Origin of the sequence: Streptomyces sp. NPDC046915, assembly GCF_040644935.1 — a bacterium.
Lineage (GTDB): Bacteria > Actinomycetota > Actinomycetes > Streptomycetales > Streptomycetaceae > Streptomyces.
Map to the genome: position 1 here is coordinate 24,733 of NZ_JBEYXB010000032.1, position 15,851 is coordinate 40,583.

General features: G+C 72.3%; 15 protein-coding genes. 9 read left to right on the forward strand and 6 right to left on the reverse strand.

Annotation, left to right across the window (positions count from 1 at the left end):
* Positions 1–591: a TIGR03086 family metal-binding protein gene (locus ABZ915_RS44310; protein ID WP_361815710.1), complete on the reverse strand. Its 591-nt coding sequence runs from the start codon at positions 589–591 to the stop codon at positions 1–3.
* A gap of 139 nt (positions 592–730) precedes the next feature.
* On the opposite strand from ABZ915_RS44310, the gene ABZ915_RS44315 reads away from it, so the two are divergent.
* Positions 731–1,957, forward strand: a complete 1,227-nt coding sequence (locus ABZ915_RS44315) for an MFS transporter (RefSeq protein ID WP_361815712.1) — start codon at positions 731–733, stop codon at positions 1,955–1,957.
* On the opposite strand, the gene ABZ915_RS44320 is transcribed toward ABZ915_RS44315, so the two are convergent.
* Together ABZ915_RS44320 and ABZ915_RS44325 are read right to left on the reverse strand one after the other, a co-directional pair.
* Positions 1,900–3,063 carry a hypothetical protein gene (locus tag ABZ915_RS44320; RefSeq protein ID WP_361815715.1) on the reverse strand — a complete coding sequence of 388 codons (1,164 nt, stop codon included), beginning with the start codon at positions 3,061–3,063 and terminating at the stop codon, positions 1,900–1,902. The genes ABZ915_RS44315 and ABZ915_RS44320 overlap by 58 nt on opposite strands.
* Positions 3,060–4,001, reverse strand: a complete 942-nt coding sequence (locus ABZ915_RS44325; protein ID WP_361815717.1) for a 5-dehydro-4-deoxyglucarate dehydratase — start codon at positions 3,999–4,001, stop codon at positions 3,060–3,062. Before ABZ915_RS44325 ends, ABZ915_RS44320 begins: the two co-directional genes overlap by 4 nt.
* 233 nt (positions 4,002–4,234) lie before the next feature.
* On the opposite strand from ABZ915_RS44325, the gene ABZ915_RS44330 reads away from it, so the two are divergent.
* From ABZ915_RS44330 to ABZ915_RS44360, 7 genes are all read left to right on the forward strand, one after another.
* On the forward strand, positions 4,235–5,059 hold the full coding sequence (locus tag ABZ915_RS44330) for an NAD(P)-dependent oxidoreductase (RefSeq protein ID WP_361815720.1): 825 nt from the start codon (positions 4,235–4,237) through the stop codon (positions 5,057–5,059).
* A gap of 298 nt (positions 5,060–5,357) precedes the next feature.
* Entirely contained in the window at positions 5,358–6,128 is a 771-nt protein-coding gene (locus tag ABZ915_RS44335) for a DeoR/GlpR family DNA-binding transcription regulator (protein WP_361815723.1), read from the forward strand.
* A 118-nt stretch (positions 6,129–6,246) separates the two neighbouring features.
* Positions 6,247–7,620, forward strand: coding sequence for a sugar ABC transporter substrate-binding protein (locus ABZ915_RS44340; protein ID WP_361815726.1), 1,374 nt, complete (start codon positions 6,247–6,249; stop codon positions 7,618–7,620).
* On the forward strand, positions 7,617–8,555 hold the full coding sequence (locus ABZ915_RS44345) for a sugar ABC transporter permease (RefSeq protein ID WP_361815729.1): 939 nt from the start codon (positions 7,617–7,619) through the stop codon (positions 8,553–8,555). Before ABZ915_RS44340 ends, ABZ915_RS44345 begins: the two co-directional genes overlap by 4 nt.
* Complete coding sequence (locus ABZ915_RS44350; protein WP_361815732.1) at positions 8,552–9,394, forward strand: carbohydrate ABC transporter permease; 843 nt, start codon at positions 8,552–8,554, stop codon at positions 9,392–9,394. The genes ABZ915_RS44345 and ABZ915_RS44350 overlap by 4 nt, the downstream gene beginning before the upstream one ends.
* A complete protein-coding gene (locus ABZ915_RS44355; protein WP_361815735.1) occupies positions 9,391–10,380 on the forward strand; it encodes a zinc-dependent alcohol dehydrogenase family protein in 990 nt (329 codons plus the stop codon). The genes ABZ915_RS44350 and ABZ915_RS44355 overlap by 4 nt, the downstream gene beginning before the upstream one ends.
* A gap of 287 nt (positions 10,381–10,667) precedes the next feature.
* Positions 10,668–11,855 (forward strand): TerD family protein, encoded by a 1,188-nt coding sequence (locus tag ABZ915_RS44360; protein ID WP_361815738.1) that lies wholly within the window; start codon positions 10,668–10,670, stop codon positions 11,853–11,855.
* Between the two features lie 76 nt (positions 11,856–11,931).
* Here the strand turns inward: ABZ915_RS44360 and ABZ915_RS44365 are convergent, their stop codons facing one another.
* Positions 11,932–12,510, reverse strand: coding sequence for a TetR/AcrR family transcriptional regulator (locus ABZ915_RS44365; protein WP_361815741.1), 579 nt, complete (start codon positions 12,508–12,510; stop codon positions 11,932–11,934).
* A gap of 145 nt (positions 12,511–12,655) precedes the next feature.
* On the opposite strand from ABZ915_RS44365, the gene ABZ915_RS44370 reads away from it, so the two are divergent.
* On the forward strand, positions 12,656–14,092 hold the full coding sequence (locus ABZ915_RS44370; RefSeq protein ID WP_361815744.1) for an MFS transporter: 1,437 nt from the start codon (positions 12,656–12,658) through the stop codon (positions 14,090–14,092).
* Between the two features lie 18 nt (positions 14,093–14,110).
* Here the strand turns inward: ABZ915_RS44370 and ABZ915_RS44375 are convergent, their stop codons facing one another.
* Together ABZ915_RS44375 and ABZ915_RS44380 are read right to left on the reverse strand one after the other, a co-directional pair.
* Positions 14,111–15,127 carry a 1-aminocyclopropane-1-carboxylate deaminase gene (locus tag ABZ915_RS44375; protein WP_361815747.1) on the reverse strand — a complete coding sequence of 339 codons (1,017 nt, stop codon included), beginning with the start codon at positions 15,125–15,127 and terminating at the stop codon, positions 14,111–14,113.
* Positions 15,128–15,140: 13 nt separating this feature from the next.
* Entirely contained in the window at positions 15,141–15,788 is a 648-nt protein-coding gene (locus tag ABZ915_RS44380) for a GntR family transcriptional regulator (protein WP_361815750.1), read from the reverse strand.
* Between the last annotated feature and the right edge of the window lie 63 nt (positions 15,789–15,851).

Genomic DNA, 15,851 nt, shown 5'->3' on the forward strand with positions numbered 1-15,851 from the left:
TCACGGCATCGGCGTCCACCCCGGGTCGCGTCCGCTCAGCCCCAGCGCCCGGTCCAGCAGCGGTGCGCCGGCCGGGACGGGGACGACCGGGCCGAAGATGCCGCTGCCGCCGGAGTTCTCGGCCGCCGCGAGGAGGAAGCCGTGCGCGGCCTGAAGCGCGGCCGGGTCGGGGATGTACTCCTGGCCGGTGGCGCGGGCCAGGTCCCAGCCGTGGATGACCAGTTCGTCGGCGGCGACGGCCCCCGCGACCGCCCCGGGCAGGTCCACGCCGCCCGCCCGGGTCATCCCGGTCCAGGCGGCCGGGTCGCGCCAGGCCTCGGCGAGTTCGTCGAGCACCTTGGGCAGTTCCTCGCGCCAGCCGGGGCCGATGTCCGGGACGGCGGCGTCCGGCCCGGTGTCGGTGGTGGCGCCCAGGTCCTTGCGGGCGGCGTCGCGGAAGGCGGCGGCCAGGCCCGCGAGGTGCCCCAGCAGGTTGCGCACCGCGAGGTCCGGGCACGGCGTGACGGCCGAGAGCCGCTCGTCGGTCACCGCCTCGGCGAGCCGCGCCACGACCAGGGTCTGTGGGCCGAGGTCGAGGATCGTGTCTGTCATGACCTTGCTCCTTAGGGTGTGCGGTACCGGTACGGAGGAAGGACCGGCCCGCGCCGGGAAACTCATCGGTGGGCCGACTCCCTTTCTAAGGCACCTGCCCGATGCTCCCGGGCATGCCTTAGACCCACGATGAGCAGGCATGACCACCTCCTGGACCGTGACCCGCCTGCTCCGCGACCGCAACGCGGCCCTCTGTCTCACCGGCGTCGTGGTGTCCGGCTTCGGCAGTTCCGCGCTCTGGCTCGTGTCGGGCGTCTGGGTCAAGGACCTCACGGGATCCAACGGCCTCGCCGCCCTGTGCACCGCCGCCCTCTGGGCCCCCACCCTCCTCGGCCCCGCCCTCGGCACCCTCGCCGACCGGGTCCGCCGCAAACCCCTTCTGATCTGCGTCAACCTCGGCCTCGCCGGGCTCCTGCTCCCCCTGTGGACCGTCGACTCCCCCGCCTCCGTCCCGCTGCTCCTCGCCGTCCTCGTCTGCTACGGCGCGGCAGGCGTCGTCGAGGACGCGGCCAACTCCGCCCTCGTCGCCGCCGCCGTCGACCCCGCCCTGCTCGGCGACTTCAACGGCCTGCGGATGACCGCCCGCGAGGGCATGAAGCTGGTCGCACCGCTGACCGGCGCCGCGCTGTACACGGCGTACGGCGGGCCGAGCGTCGCGATGCTGGACGCCGGCACCTTCGTGCTGGCGGCGGGACTGTGCGCGCTGCTCCGGGTCCGCGAGGAACACTCCGCGCCGGCCGGCGACGGCTGGTGGCGGCAGACCGCCGAGGGCGCCCGGCGTCTGGGGGCGCACACCACGCTCCGTCCGCTCGTCCTGGCCGGCGGGACGACCATGTGCCTCACCTCGCTCGGCAGCAGCCTGAACTACGCCGTCGTGGACGCCCTCGGCCGCTCCCCCGCCTACACGGGCGTGATGTACGCCGTCCAGGGCGTGGGGTCGGTCGCGGTCGGGCTGGTGTCCGGGCCCGCGCTGCGGCGGCTCGGCGAGCGCCGGTTCGCGGCGTACGGCATCGCGCTGGCGGCGGTCGCGGTGGCCGCGCGGGCGGTGCCGTACGACGCGGTGGTACTGGCGTGCAGTGCGGCGGGCGGGCTCGGGCTGCCCTGTGTGCTGATCGCCGCCTACACCGCCGTACAGCGCGAGATCCCGGCCGACGCCTTGGGGCGGGCGACCGCGACCGCCGGCACGCTGATGTTCACGCCCAATGTGATCGGCCTGACCGTCGGGGCCGCCCTCGTCGAACTCGTCGACCACCGGCTGCTGTTGGTGCTCCTCGGCGGCGCGCTGCTCGCCACCGCCGGGTCACTGGCTCAGCGCAGTGCCTCCCGCACCGCCGCCAAGTCCCCGTCCGACGCCAACCCGGCGTGATAGAGCCGCAGTTCCGTCGCGCCCAGCGCACGTGCCCGCGCCGCGTCTGCCGCGAGGGTGGCCGGGCTGCCGCCCATGCCGGACACCACGGTGAAGTTGGCGGCGATCACCGCGCCCGCCCGGCCCTGTCCGGCGAACGGCGTCAGCGGCTCCGTACCGCCCGCGCAGGGGACGACCACGCCGTCCGCGACGGACAGGATGTGCGCGGGGTCCACTCCCGGGTTGGCGCCGCAGTGGTAGGACACGGGGTCCGCGTGGAGCAGCACCTGGAAGCCCTCGGGCGCGGCGGCGCGGACGGCGGCGACCGCGTCCTCCTGGAGCGTGCGGGCGGTCCGGTCGCGCCACGCGCGCGTGGCGGCCGCCGTCTCCTCGCCGAGGAGCTTCTCCACGCCCGCCCAGCCCCCGTCCTCGGCCGCCGTGCCCTGCCACAGGGGCTCCAGCGCGTCCCGTACCGAGGCCGCCAGTTCGTCGGCGTCCAGGCCTTCTCCGGCGTAGCCCGCGCGGCAGTCCGGGCAGAAGCACAGCGCCATCAGGTACTGCCCGGCCTCGCCCAGGCCGACGCCGGAGGTCTTGTCGTGGGCGTGCAGGTGCTGGAGCCCGTACCAGCCGAGGGACTCCAGTTCCGTGCCGCGTGCCCCGGGCCGTACGGCGGCCTCGGCGGCCAGGTCGACGAGGTACGCGCGCGTGGCCTGCTGGGCGATGCAGGGCGCCCAGGGGTAGCGGTCGCCGTAGGCGTTGACGACCGAGGTGCCGGGGTGTTCGGCGCCGAGGCGGGAGTTGTGCGCGAGGACCACCCAGGTGTGCACCTCCAGGCCGGCCGCCGTGAGGGCGTCGGCGGCCTCGCCGAAGGCGTCGCCGGGGGCCCAGTCGCCGGCCGGGTACGGGCGCGGGGTGCGGCCCTCCCAGCGCCGCGGGTCGACGGGGTAGAGCACCGCCGCGTGCTCGGCGGTGACGATGCGGTGGCGGGGGTGGCGGGGGGTCAGCGCGCGCGTGGAGTGGTAGGCGGCGGCGAGGGTCACCTGCTCCACGCCGAGTCCGGCGATCCGCGCGGCGGCCTGAGGGTCCCCGTTGACGTCCCAGGGGTAGACGAACGCCGACGCCTTCACGCGTCCTCCTCGAGCAGTGCGTAGCCGCGCTCGATCAGCTGGGCGAGCTGCTTGACATGGTCCTCGGCCGGCTCGTGCAGCGGGGGCCGCACCTCCCCCACGTCCAGGCCGCGCAGCCGTACGCCCGCCTTGACGAGGGCGACGGCGTAGCCGCGGCCCTGGGCGCGCAGGTCGACGAACGGGCGGTAGAAGCCGTCCAGCAGGCGATGGGCGGTGTCCTGGTCGCCCGTCTCCAGGGCCCGGTGGAAGGCGAGGGCGATCTCGGGCGCGAAGCAGAACACGGCGGAGGAGTACAGGCGGATACCGATGCCGCGGTAGGCGAGCTGGGTCTGCTCGGCGGTGGGCAGGCCGTTGAAGTACAGGAAGTCGCCGGGGGCCTCGGTGCGGACGACGCTGACGATCCGCTGCATCAGGTCCAGGTCGCCCAGGCCGTCCTTGAAGCCGATGATCCCCTCGGTGCGGGCCAGCTCGACGACCGTCTCGGGGGTGAACACCGCGTTGTCGCGCTGGTAGACGATCACGGGCAGCTCGGTGGCCGCCGCGACCTGCCGGTAGTGGCGCAGCAGGCCCTCCTGGCCGGGGACGACCAGGTACGGCGGCATGGCCAGCAGTCCGTCGGCCCCGGCCGTCCGCGCCAGCGCCGCGTAGCGCACGGCGAGCGCGGTGCCGTATCCGGCGCCCGCGACGACCGGTACGCGCCCCTCGGCCGCCTCGACGGCCGCCCGTACGCACGCCTCGAACTCCTCGGGCAGCAGGGCGTGGAACTCGCCGGTGCCACAGCAGGCGAACACGGCGGCGGCCCCGGCGTCGACGCCCCGGCGCACGTGCGTGCGGTAGACGTCGAGGTCGATCGAGCCGTCCGGGCCGTACGCGGTGACGGGGAAGAACAGCGGCCCCCGGGGGTCGCTGAGACGAGCGGCGAGAGGGGCTGGCGTCACGGGCTCTCCCTGTCGGTGCATACTTCTGATCGACGTCTATATTTCTGAACACATCCACGCTAAGGGCCCCACGCAACGCCGGTCAAGCACGCAAATGCGCAACACGCGAGCGGATTTCCGCACTCCACGGCACACTTGACCCGGTGCGCGACCCCTCCTTAACGTGTCCATGAATGTGAATGACGGACAGGTAGTCGGATGTGGACGTGCCGCCCGAGCCAAGGAGACCCAGGATGCCCGCACCCCGCACCGTTCTGCTCACCGGCGCCGCAGGCGGGCTCGGCACCCTGATGCGCGGCCTGCTCCCGGAGTACGGCTACGACCTGCGCCTGTTCGACGTGCGCCCCATCGAGGACGCGCCCGGGGCGATCACCGCCGACCTCGCCGACAAGGAAGCGCTGCGCGAGGCGGTCCGGGGCGTCGACGCGGTCCTGCACCTCGCCGGCATCTCCCTGGAGGCGCCCTTCGAGAAGATCCTCAGGGCGAACATCGAGGGCACCTACAACCTGTACGAGGCGGCCCGCCAGGAGGGCGTGCCGCGCATCGTCTTCGCCTCGTCCAACCACGCGGTGGGCTTCACCCCGGCTCCCCGGGGGGACGCGCCCTTCGACCGGAGCGCGCTGATCCCGATCGACACCCCGCGCCGCCCGGACACCTTCTACGGCCTGTCCAAGTCCTTCGGCGAGGACCTCGCGCAGCTCTACTGGGACAAGCACGGCCTGGAGACCGTCTCCGTGCGCATCGGCGCCTGCTTCCCCGAGCCGACCGGCGTGCGCATGCTCTCGGTGTGGATGAGCCCGGCCGACGGCGCCCGCCTCTTCCACGCGGCCCTGACCGCCGAGGACGTCGGCCACACCGTCGTCTACGGCTCCTCCGCCAACACGCGCCTGTGGTGGGACCTGACCACCGCGCGGGCGCTCGGCTACGAACCCCGGGACGACTCCGAGCCGTACGCCGAGAAGCTCGTCGCCGAGCACGGCGAGCTGGATCCGGAGAACCCGGCGCACACCCACCTCGGCGGCCCCTTCGTGAGCGACCCGCCGATCTGGCCGTACTGACCGGCGGGAAACGACCCCGCACGGCGGCGGGGGGGGGCCCCGCCGGGCCCCCCCCCCCCCGGGGGGGGGGGGCCCCCCCCCGCCCCCCCCCGCCGCCGTGTTCGGGCACGGACCCCGCCCGATCCCACGCCCGAGTGCGCGGCCCCGCAGGTCCGAGCCGGGCACTCCCGAGGCGGAACGGGCACACCCGGGCAGTATCGGGCAGGCAACAGGCCTGTTCAGTGCCCGGACCCCGCTGTACAAATTCCCTCATGGGCCTCACAGGGCCCGAACGGGCACACGGCGGGAGGTGCGAGGTATGGACGGCAGGACGGCGGAGGAACGCCAGCGCGAGATCGTGCGGTCGGCGCGCGCCACCGGCGCGGTCGACGTCACCGTGCTCGCCGCCGAGCTGGGGGTGGCCAAGGAAACCATCCGGCGCGATCTGCGCGCCCTGGAGGACCACGGCCTGGTGCGCCGCACACACGGCGGCGCCTATCCGGTGGAGAGCGCCGGGTTCGAGACGACGCTCGCCTTCCGCGCCACCAGCCACGTACCCGAGAAACGCCGGATCGCGGCCGCCGCGGCCGAGCTGGTCGGGGACGCGGAGACCGTCTTCGTCGACGAGGGCTTCACCCCACAGCTCATCGCCGAGAACCTGCCCGGGGACCGGCCGCTGACCGTGGTCACCGCGTCCCTGCCGGTCGCCGGCGCGCTCGCCGAGGCGGAGAACGTCTCCGTCCTGCTGCTCGGCGGCCGGGTCCGCCCCGGCACACTGGCGACCGTCGACCACTGGACGACGAAGATGCTCGCCGGTTTCGTCCTCGACCTCGCCTACATCGGCGCCAACGGCATCTCCCGCGAACAGGGCCTGACCACTCCCGACCCGGCGGTCAGCGAGGTGAAGGCCCAGGCGATCCGCGCCGCCCGGCGCACCGTCTTCGCGGGGGTGCACACCAAGTTCGGCGCGGTCAGCTTCTGCCGGTTCGCCGAGATCGGCGCCCTGGAGACGATCGTGACGAGCACGCTCCTCCCGGCGGCCGAGGCCCATCGGTACGCACTGCTCGGACCGCAAGTGATCCGGGTTTGAATTCCCAACTCGTTCCCCGACCCCAACAGCACATCGGTTTGTAAATCCAACTCACCCATTCGGGGCACATCCACGCCATAATGCGCCCTTAATATCCTCAAATGTCCAGGAGCGATCCATGCGAACCCAGAGCCGACGACGGCCGTCGCGAGCCCCGCTCGCCCTGGCCGCCGCAGGGACGCTGCTCGCCCCGCTGCTCTCCGGCTGCTGGGTCGGTGCGGGCGGGTCCGGTTCCGGCGGCGACTCCATCAACGTACTGATGGTCAACAACCCCCAGATGACCGACTTGCAGAAACTCACCGCCGCCCACTTCACCAAAGAGACCGGCATCAAGGTCAACTTCACCGTCCTGCCCGAGAACGACGTCCGCGACAAGATCAGCCAGGACTTCGCCAACCAGGCCGGCCAGTACGACGTGGCCACCCTCTCCAACTACGAGATACCGATCTACGCCCGCAACGGCTGGCTGCACGAGATGAACGGCTACGTCGCCAAGGACCCCGCGTACGACGAACAGGACGTCCTGGAGCCGATGCGCCAGTCCCTCACCGCGGACGACGGCAAGCTCTACGGCCAGCCCTTCTACGGCGAGTCGTCCTTCCTGATGTACCGCAAGGACGTCTTCGAGGCGAAGGGCCTCACCATGCCCGCGCACCCGACCTGGACCCAGGTGGCGGACCTGGCCGCGAAGGTGGACGGCGCCAGGCCCGGCATGAAGGGCATCTGCCTGCGCGGCCTGCCCGGCTGGGGCGAGCTGATGGCCCCCCTCACCACGGTCGTGAACACCTTCGGCGGCACCTGGTTCGACAAGGGCTGGAAGGCCCGCCTCGACTCCCCCGGGTTCGAGAAGGCCACCAAGTTCTACGTCGACCTCGTCCGCGCGCACGGCGAGTCCGGTGCCGCCCAGTCCGGGTTCGCCGAATGCCTCAACAACATGACCCAGGGCAAGGTCGCCATGTGGTACGACGCCACCTCGGCGGCCGGATCCCTGGAGGCGAAGGGCTCCCCGGTCAAGGGCAAGCTGGGCTACGTCCCCGCCCCGGTCGAGAAGACCAGGTCCTCCGGCTGGCTCTACACCTGGGCCTGGGGCATCCAGAAGGCCTCCCGCAACTCCGACAAGGCCTGGAAGTTCGTCTCCTGGGCGTCCAGCAAGCAGTACGAACAGCTGGTCGGGGACACGAGCGGCTGGTCGAACGTCCCGGCGGGCAAGCGCTCCTCGACGTACGCCAACGCCGCCTACCGCAAGGAGGCCGCCGCCTTCCAGGACATGACGAGGGACGCCATCGAGAACGCCCGGCCGAACGACCCCGGTGTCCAGCCGCGCCCGGCGCCCGGCATCCAGTTCGTCGACATCCCCGAGTTCACCGACCTCGGCACCAAGGTCTCCCAGGAGATCAGCGCGGCCATCGCCGGACGCCAGTCCACAGGCTCGGCCCTGAAGAAGTCCCAGCAGCTCGCCGAGCGGATCTCCAAGGAGTACGAGGGACGATGACCGCCACCACCACGGCCCCCGTGGCCGCCGCTCCCGTACGCGCCACCCGGCCGCCCTCCGCCCGGCTGCGCGCCTGGGCCACCCGTGCCCCGCTGCTCCCCGCGCTCGTCTTCATGATCGCCGTGACCCAGCTGCCGTTCGTGGCCACGCTGGTGATCTCCTTCTTCGACTGGAACGCCCTCTATCCCAAGGCCCGCCACTTCACCGGCCTCGACAACTACCACCAGGTGCTGACCGACGCCGACCTGCGCCACTCGGTGTGGACGACCGTGCTGCTGACGGTGGCGGTGGTCCTGGCCAGCCTGGTCCTGGGACTGGCCCTCGCGCTGCTGCTGGACCGCAGGTTCCGCGGCCGGGGCGTGGTCCGCACGCTGCTCATCGCCCCGTTCCTGGTGGTCCCGGTGGCGGCGGCCCTGCTCTGGAAGCACGTCCTCTACAACCCCGAATACGGCCTGCTCAACGGGCTGCTGCACTACGTGGGCGGCCCACAGCCCGACTGGATCTCCAGCACCCCGCTGCTCGCGGTGGAGACCTCCCTGGTGTGGCAGTGGACGCCCTTCATGATGCTGATCCTGCTCGCCGGACTCCAGAGCCGCGACCAGCAGCAGATCGAGGCCGCCCGGGTGGACGGCGCGAGCGACTGGCAGATCTTCCGCCACCTCACGCTGCCGCACCTGCGCAGGTACCTGGAGCTGGGCGCCCTCCTCGGCTCGATCTACATCGTCCAGAACTTCGACGCGGTCTTCACCATCACGTCCGGCGGCCTGGGCACCGCCAACCTGCCGTACACCGTCTACCAGAGCTTCTACCAGGCCCACGAGAACGGCCTCGCCTCGGCCGCCGGCGTCCTGGTGGTCATCGGCTCGATCATCATCGCGACCTTCGCCCTGCGCGTGGTGTCGTCCCTGTTCCGCGAGGAGGTGTCCCGCGCATGAGCGCCATCGCCGTACGCGTCCGCCGCAAGGGCATGGGCCTCGGCCTGGTGGCCTGGCTGGCCGGCATCGTGTTCTTCCTGCCCATCGCCTGGATGGCCCTGACGTCCTTCCACTCGGAAGCCGACGCGGCCACCAACCCGCCCTCCTTCGCGGCGTCGCTGACCCTCGACGGCTACCGCGAGTTCTTCGGCGCGGGCGGCGGGGCGAGCCCCTGGCCCGCGCTGATCAACTCCGCCGTGGCCTCGGTCGTGTCCACCCTCTTCGTCCTGCTGCTGGCCCTCCCGGCGGCGTACGCGCTGTCGATCCGGCCGGTGCGCAAGTGGACGGACGTGCTGTTCTTCTTCCTGTCCACGAAGATGCTGCCGGCCGTCGCGGGCCTGCTGCCGATCTACCTCTTCGCCAAGAACGCCGGGATGCTGGACAACATCTGGCTCCTGGTCATCCTCTACACCTCCATGAACCTGCCGATCGCGGTCTGGATGATGCAGTCCTTCCTGGCCGAGGTCCCCGTGGCGGTCATCGAGGCCGCCCGGGTGGACGGCGCGCGCCTGCCGACGATCCTCGCGCGCGTGGTGGCACCGATCGCCCTGCCCGGCATCGCCGCGACCGCCCTGATCTGCTTCATCTTCAGCTGGAACGAACTTCTCTTCGCCCGAGTCCTGACGGGCGTGGTCGCCGAGACCGCCCCCGTCTTCCTGACCGGCTTCATCACCAGCCAGGGCCTGTTCCTGGCCAAGGTGTGCGCCGCGTCGCTCGTCATCTCCCTGCCGGTGCTCGCCGCGGGGTTCGCCGCCCAGGACAAGCTGGTCCAGGGCCTGTCGTTGGGAGCCGTCAAATGAAGGCCGCCGTCATCGAGTCCGTGGGCCGCGCCGTCGTCGCCGAGGTCCCCGACCCCACGCCCGGCCCCCGCGAGGTCGTCGTCGAGGTCGCGGCCTGCGGACTCTGCGGCACCGACCTGCACATCCTCCAGGGCGAGTTCGCGCCCAAGCTGCCGATCGTCCCCGGGCACGAGTTCGCCGGCGAGGTGGTCGGGGTCGGCGCCCAGGTCACGGAGGTCTCGGTCGGCGACCGGGTGGCCGTCGACCCCTCCCTCTACTGCTACGAGTGCCGCTACTGCCGCACCGGCCACAACAACCTCTGCGAGCGCTGGGCCGCGATCGGCGTGACCACGGCGGGCGGTGCGGCACAGTACGCGGTCGCACCGGTGGCCAACTGCGTCAAGCTCCCCGAGCACGTCCGCACCCAGGACGCGGCCCTGGTGGAGCCCCTGTCGTGCGCGGTACGGGGCTACGACGTCCTGCGCTCCCGCCTCGGCGCCCACGTCCTCGTCTACGGCTCCGGGACCATGGGCCTGATGATGCTGGAGCTCGCCAAGCGCACCGGCGCGGCCAGCGTGGACGTGGTGGACGTCAACCCGGCGCGGCTGGAGACGGCACGGCGGCTGGGCGTCTCCGCGACCGCGGGCAGCCCCGACGAACTGGACCGGCCGCAGGGCTGGGACCTCGTCGTCGACGCGACCGGAAACGCGGCGGCGATCCAGGACGGGCTCGACCGGGTGGCCAAGGCCGGCACGTTCCTCCAGTTCGGCGTCGCCGACTACGCGACCCGCGTGACGATCGACCCGTACCGCATCTACAACCAGGAGATCACCATCACCGGTTCGATGGCGGTGCTCCACAGCTTCGAACGCGCGGCCGAACTGTTCGCGAACGGGGTGCTGGACCCCGAGATCTTCATCAGCGACCGGATCCCCCTGGAGCGCTACCCGGAGGCGCTGGAGCAGTTCGCGGCGGGGGTGGGCCGCAAGATCGTGGTGGTGCCGTAGGGCTGTTCTCGCCCCCGCCGCCCCTACCCTTCCCGTCCTCCAGGGGCTACGCCCCTTCGACCCCACCTGGGGCTCCGCCCCAGACCCCGCTCCTCAAACGCCGGAGGGGCTGGCTTTTCAGCCTGTCCGGCGTTTGAGGACGAGGCCCGTTCAGGGCCGAACGGGGGTCCGGGGCGGCGCCCCGGGATGGGACGGGTAGGGGCGGCGGGGGCGAAATCCCTCCCCGGGTCGGCCGTCGGGTAAGGGAACGGTAAAGCGCCCCCGCTCGTTCACCCGGCATGACAGCTATGACCCCTGGCTCGAACATCCCTCTCTCCGTCTCCCGCGTGGCGGTGGACGTCGCCGCACCGGTGCGGCTCGACGTGTCGGGCCTGCTGCTGACCGCCGACGGCAAGGTGCGCTCCGACGAAGACTTCATCTTCTACAACCAGCCCGCCGGACCAGGCGTGACGTACCGCTCGGGCGGCGGCACGGCCCCCGACGCGATCACCGTCGACACCGCCGCCGTCCCGCCCGGCATCGAGAAGATCGTCGTCACGGCGAGCCCCGACGCGGCGGGACAGACCTTCCAGGGCATCGAACCCACGGCGACCGTCCGCAACGCCGACGACGGGTCCGTGCTGGCCACGTTCACGCCGCCGCAGCTGGGCGCGGAGACGGCGCTGGTGGTCGTGGAGATCTATCTGCGCGGCGGCCAGTGGAAGGCCCGCGCCGTCGGCCAGGGGTACGCCAACGGCCTGGCGGGCATCGCGACCGACTTCGGCGTGACGGTGGAGGAACCGGCCCCGGCGCCCGCGTCCGCCCCGCAGCCGGTCGCCGCCCCGGCGGCGCCGGTCACCGCTCCCGCAGCCTCCGCCGCACCCCCGGCCCCGCCCGCCCCGCCCGCCCCCGGCGCCGGGAAGGTCAACCTCGACAAGGGCCGGGTCAGCCTCCAGAAGAACCAGACCGTCTCCCTCGTCAAGGGCGGCCGCCCGCTGCTGTCGCAGGTCAAGATGGGCCTCGGCTGGGAACCGGCGTTCCGCGGCAAGGACATCGACCTGGACGCCTCGGTCATCGCCTACGGCCCGCAGCGCGACCACATCGACAGCTGCTACTTCGGCAAGCTCACGATCCTGAGCGGCGCGGTGAAGCACTCCGGGGACAACCTCACCGGTGAGGGCGGCGGGGACGACGAGGTGATCACGGTCGACCTCGGGCGCCTGCCGCAGGAGGTCAGCGGCCTGGTCTTCACCGTGAACTCCTTCTCCGGGCAGAAGTTCACCGAGGTCGCCAAGGCCTACTGCCGGCTCCTGGACGCCGCGACCGGCGAGGAACTGGTCCGCTTCGACCTCACCCACGCCGAACCGCAGACGGGCGTGATGATGGCCAAGCTCGTCCGGCAGTTCTCCGGCGAGTGGGACATGACCGCGATGGGCGACTTCGTGAAGGCCCGTACGGTACGGAACATGGTGAAGCCGGCCGCCCAGGCCCTGTAAGCACCCGTACGACCAAGCACCCGTACGACGCCTGCGGGCGCCCCCGGCTCCCCGGGGGCGCCCGGCCCGCCGGCGCTCACCCCGCGCCCGGCCGCAGCCCCTCCGTCAGCAGGGACAGATACCGGCGGATGTTCCCGCCCTGCCCGTTCGCCAGCTCGGACGCCGTCACCACCCCGTGCGTCAGCCGCAGGAGCTCGATCGGCTCGATGTCCGCCCGCAGGGTTCCCTCCGCCTGAGCCGCCTCCACCAGCCGGGTCGCCGCGTCCCGCACCGAGGTGCCGCAGGCCGTGACGGCCGCGGAACCGGTCCCGTCCGTGACGGCCGACCCCAGCAGCGCCTTCATGCCGCGCACCTCGATCGTGCCCGCGCCCAGCTCGTACAGCCACTCCGTCAGTGCCTCGCCCGGCGGCAGCTCCCCGGCGAGTTCGTCCGCCCGGTTCGCCAGTGCCTCGATCCGGTCGACGTAGGCGGCCTCCAACAGCGCCTGCCGGGTGGGGAAATGCCGGTAGAGGGTGCCGGAACCGACGCCCGCCCGCTTGGCTATGTCGTCCAGCGACGCGTTCTCCCCGTGCTCGGCGAACGCGGCCACCGCAGCCTTCAGCAGCCGCTCGTAGTTGCGCCGTGCGTCCGCGCGCATGGGCCTGACCTGCGTCATCCAGTAACTCCTTGCAAACCGGGGACCCTCTCCGTATCTTAGCAAACACTAAACGGAGACAGTCCCCGCTTACCGCCGTGTGCTCCACGGGCAGTCCGACCTGCCCTTTCGCGCCTCATCCGGGGACGCCACAACGGGAGAACCCATGTCCACCCCGTCCGCACCGCCCACGACAGCCGACGCCCTCTCCGCACCACCGCACCCCGCCAGGCTCGGCACCGTCCTTCTCGTGATCGTGACCGCCTACCTGATGGTCGGCGTCGACTCGACCGTCGTCAATGTCGCACTCCCCGACATCCAGCGGGGCCTGGACTTCAGCCGCACCGGCCTGTCCTGGGTCCTCAACGCCTACACGCTCGCCTTCGGCGGTCTGCTGCTGCTCGGCGGACGCGTCGGCGACATCCTCGGGCGCCGGCGCACACTCACCGCCGGCGTCCTGGTCTTCGCCCTGTCCTCGCTGCTCGGCGGCCTCGCCACCGACGGCGGCTGGCTGCTCGCGGCCCGCGCGCTGCAAGGCGTCGGCGCCGCCCTCATAGCGCCGAGCACCCTCGCCCTGATCACCACCAACTTCCCGGAGGGGCCGCGCCGCCACCACGCCCTGAGCGTCTACGCCTCCATGGCCGGCATCGGCGGCTCCGTCGGCCTGGTCCTCGGCGGCATGCTGACCTCCTGGGCCTCCTGGCGCTGGGCCCTGCTCATCAACGTGCCCATCGGCCTCGCCCTCACCCTCGCCCTGCCCCGCTTCGTCACCGAGACCCCGCGCCACGCGGGCCGGTTCGACGCGGCGGGCGCGCTGACCGGAACGGCCGGGATGACCTCGCTGGTGTACGCGTTCATCCGCGTCTCGGAGCGGGGCTGGAGCGACGGCCAGGCGCTGCTCGGCTTCGGCGCGGCGACCGCCCTGCTCGCCGGCTTCGTCCTGATCGAGGCCCGCGCCGGGCAGCCGATCATGCCGCTGCGCCTGTTCGCCGACCGGGACCGGGCCGGCGGCTACGTGAGCATCATGCTGCTGCCCGCCGGGATGTTCGGCGCGTTCTACTTCCTCACGCTGATCGGCCAGCAGGTCCTGGGCTTCAGCCCGTTGCGCGCGGGGTTCGCCTTCCTGCCGCTGACCCTGGTGATGTTCACGATCGTGCGCCTGGTGCCCCGGCTCCTGGCCCGGTTCGGCGTCAGGCCGGTGCTGCTCACCGGCATGACGCTGATCACCGTGGCGAGCGTGTGGCTGTGGCGGCTGCGACCGGACGACGGCTACGTGACCGGTCTGCTCGGCCCGCTGCTGCTGATGGGCCTGGGCGTCGGTCTCAGCTTCATGCCGCTGAACGCGACGATCCTCGCCCGGATCGAACCCCGGGAGGCGGGCGCCGCCTCCGGCCTGCTCCAGACCCTCCAGTGGCTCGGCGGCACCCTCGGACTCTCCGTCCTGGTCACGGTGTTCGGCACGGCGACCCGGCACGCCACCGGATCCCCGGCCGACGTCCTCACCCACGGGGCGTCCCGCGCCTTCGGCACCGGAGCACTGATCGCGCTGGCAGCGCTGCTGGTGGCGGCCTTCGTGATCAGGGGCCGGCGCACGGATGCCTAGGGGCTGTCGTAGCAGGCCCTAGAACAGCGCGCTGTAGGCGTTGAGCGCGGGCTGGCCGCCGAGGTGGGCGTAGAGGACGGTGGAGTCACGGCCGATCTCACCGCGCGCGACCAGGTCGACGAGCCCGGCCATCGACTTGCCCTCGTAGACCGGGTGGGTGACCATCCCCTCCGTGCGGGCGGCCAGCCGCATCGCCTCCAGCGTGGCCTCGTCCGGGATGCCGTACGTGCCCGCGTGGTACCGCTCGTCGAGTTCGACGTCCGCCTCGGTCAACTCGCGCTTGAGGCCGATGAGTCGTCCGGTGTTCTGGGCGATCCGGGTGATCTGCCCGCGGGTGGCGGCGGGCTCGGCCGAGGCGTCGATGCCGATCACGCGGCGGCTGCGCCCGCCCGCCTCCTCCAGCGCGGCGAACCCGGCGACCATGCCGGCCTGCGTCGACCCGGTCACCGAGCACACGACCACCGTGTCGAAGAAGACCCCCGACTCCCGCTCCTGCTCAGCGACTTCATACGCCCAGCCCGCGAAGCCCAGGCCGCCGAGCGGGTGGTCCGAGGCGCCGGCCGGGATCGCGTACGGCTTGCCGCCGCCCTCCTCGACCTCCCTCAGCGCCTGCTCCCAGCTCTCCTTGAACCCGATCCCGAACCCGGCCCTCACCAGCCGTACATCGGCCCCGGCGAGGCGGCTCACCAGGATGTTGCCGACCTTGTCGTACACGGAGTCCGGCCAGTCCACCCAGCTCTCCTGCACCAGCACGCACTTGAGCCCCGCGCGGGCGGCGACGGCGGCTACCTGGCGGGTGTGGTTGGACTGCACTCCGCCGATCGAGACGAGCGTGTCGCAGCCCTGGGCGAGGGCGTCGGCGACCAGGTACTCCAGCTTGCGGGTCTTGTTCCCGCCGTACGCGATCCCGGAGTTGCAGTCCTCCCGCTTGGCCCACAGGGAGGCTCCGCCGAGGTGGGCGGTGAGGCGCTCCAGGGGGTGCACCGGGGAGGGGCCGAAGAGGAGGGGGTAACGGTCGTACGAGGAAAGGGACACGGGTCCTCCCGGTTCAGTCGGGGTCGGCCAGGTCGGCGAGGGTGCGCCAGATGTCGGCGGTGACCCGGACCGCCTCGTCCGGGTCACCGGCCGCGCAGGCCTCGATGAGGCGCTCGTGCAGCCCGGCGGAACGGCATGAGCCGCCCTCGCCGAAGCGCCGTCGCTCCAGACGGCGGATGAGCGGGGTGTAGCGGGCGATGGTGGCGGCGGCCGCGCGGTTGCGGCTCGCCCGGACCAGGACGTCGTGCAGTTCGTCGTCGGCGTGCAGCGCCCCGTCCACGTCGCCGGTGCCCACGGCGGCGGCGAACCGCTCGTTGGCGGCGCGCATGGCGGCCAGGTCGGGCTCCCGCAGCCGGGGCACCGCGACCCGGGTGACCAGCTCGTGCATGGCACCGACCACGGCCGCCGCATCCCGTACGTCGGCCGCGACGACCGGGGTGACCCGGGTGTAGCTCTGCGGCTTGCTCTCCAGGAGCCCCTCGTCCACCAGTCGGGAGAAGGCCTCCCGCACCGGCGCCCGGGACAGCCCGAGCCGCTCGGCGAGCTCGGCGTCCCGCACCACCGCGCCGGGTTCCAGCTCCCCGGCCACGATGGCGTCCCGGATGGATGCGTAGGCGCGGTCCCTGAGGAGGGTGCGCCGGACGGGTCGTATGGCCTCCACGAACTGAAATGTTAGATATCAGTTCGCCGCTCGCACAAGAGCGCGGACAAGGGCGCGGGCAAG